This window comes from Pseudoalteromonas sp. SWN166 (genome assembly GCF_015864485.1).
Lineage (GTDB): Bacteria > Pseudomonadota > Gammaproteobacteria > Enterobacterales > Alteromonadaceae > Pseudoalteromonas.
In genome coordinates this window covers 1-1,412 of record NZ_JADYXB010000084.1, presented here as the reverse complement: position 1 = coordinate 1,412, position 1,412 = coordinate 1, and the positions used below count along the sequence as shown (strand labels likewise).

Annotated in this window: 3 protein-coding genes; all 3 read right to left on the bottom strand. The window is 60.6% G+C overall.

Annotated elements, in window-relative coordinates; translation table 11 throughout:
• Window positions 1-221, bottom strand: a 221-nt coding sequence (locus I6F49_RS20165) for a hypothetical protein (protein ID WP_197181745.1), incomplete at its 3' end; no start/stop codon positions are given.
• A 225-nt stretch (window positions 222-446) separates the two neighbouring features.
• Window positions 447-647, bottom strand: coding sequence for a hypothetical protein (locus I6F49_RS20160; protein WP_114488337.1), 201 nt, complete (start codon window positions 645-647; stop codon window positions 447-449).
• Between the two features lie 38 nt (window positions 648-685).
• Entirely contained in the window at window positions 686-1,369 is a 684-nt protein-coding gene (locus I6F49_RS20155) for an ssDNA-binding protein (RefSeq protein ID WP_114488338.1), read from the bottom strand.
• Window positions 1,370-1,412: the final 43 nt, after the last annotated feature.

The window sequence follows — 1,412 nt, the reverse complement described above, 5'->3', positions numbered from 1 at the left end:
TCGAACGCAGCGTTGTGCGCGATGACTTCGGGGGCTTCGGCCATCGCATGGCGCAGATCGTCGGGCAGCGGCTCGCAGGTGCAGTCCCAGACCTTGACCGGGCCGTCGTCAATCGCGTAGGAGACCAGCAGGTCCTCGGCGGTTTCCGCGTAGCGGTAGGTGCCGACTTCTTTCAGGTCGATCTCGCACCACGTCTCCCTATCAAGCCACAGTCGCTGCATTCAGTTCTTTCTAAATTTCAAAGTTCAATGACCGTTCCCCAAATTCCCGCTTGTGTCGTTGCCGGCCTCCAGCGGTTTGCGCATGCACTAGGTGTAAAACGTCCACGGGCACCTGGTGTTAGCCATAAGGGGCGAGTTACCGGGTGGTCAGCCCAGCGAAAGGAGGCGGAGGCCCCGTTGTGTATCCCTTTGGAGAAGGGCGGCAAGCGCCCCTCTGCGAAGGGTTTACTTCGGCTCTTGCGCGCTCATCGCGGCCTTGGTGCCCGCGGGCAGCTCGGTCACGGTGATGGTATTGCCGCTGTGCACGTACAGTTCGACGGCCTCGCCGGGTGCAAGCACGTGAGCGGGGTTGCCATTGCTCTCGGCGACTTGGGCTTCGTACGGCCCACCGTCGGTAGGCACTTCGATTTTGATTTTCAGGGTCATTTCAGTCTTTCAGAAAACGGGGCCGAAGCCCCGTGGGTTTAGAACAGGTCGCTGGCGCCTTGACCGGCGGTCTCGACTTCTTCTTCGCCGAAGCCTTCAGCGCTGGTCGGGCCGCTACCGAATGCCTCGCCGTCCTTCACGAACTGGATGGCGATGATGCGGGCGAACACCTGGTTGGGGATGATCTGACCGTCGCTGCCCTTGAAGGACTTGCCGGCCACAAATTCCACCTTGGCGTTCACGTAGCAGCCACGATATGGCACCTTGACCTCGTAGCCGAGCTGGTCGGTCACGTCCATGCCATCCACCAGGCCGCGACCGGCTTCTGTGATCTGCACGAACTTGCCGTTGTGCTTCTTCTGCGTGACCACCTGGGGCTTCTTGTCAGCCTTGTTGCTGGCCGAGATGAAGAACATGTTCTCGTACTCGGGGCGCACGGTGCCGTCGTCGCTCATCTTGTCGTTGCCGTCACGGATCGCACGGCTGTTGGCAGCCATGGAGCGGATCATGTTGGCGGCGTTCGCGGGACCCCAGAGCTTGGTGGCGGCTTCCAGCATTGCTGCCTTGCCGATCTTCAGCGCTTCGCTTTCGGGTTCCATCAGGCCGGTGAACTTGAACTTCGGCGCGCCGCCGTTCATGCCCTCGCCGGGCTTGAAGATGTCGAGCCATGCCGCCCGCAGGCCCTTGAGGATGACGGGTTGGGAAGATGCGAAATTGCTCATGTCTGCGCTTTCAGAGTTTCAGTTTTCAGGAAAAAAGATCGCT

What these genes read in the sequence shown, in the direction of transcription:
- I6F49_RS20160 (WP_114488337.1), bottom strand. Translation starts at nt 647, where the DNA reads ATGACCCTGAAAATCAAAATCGAAGTGCCTACCGACGGTGGGCCGTAC.
- I6F49_RS20155 (WP_114488338.1), bottom strand. Translation starts at nt 1,369, where the DNA reads ATGAGCAATTTCGCATCTTCCCAACCCGTCATCCTCAAGGGCCTGCGG.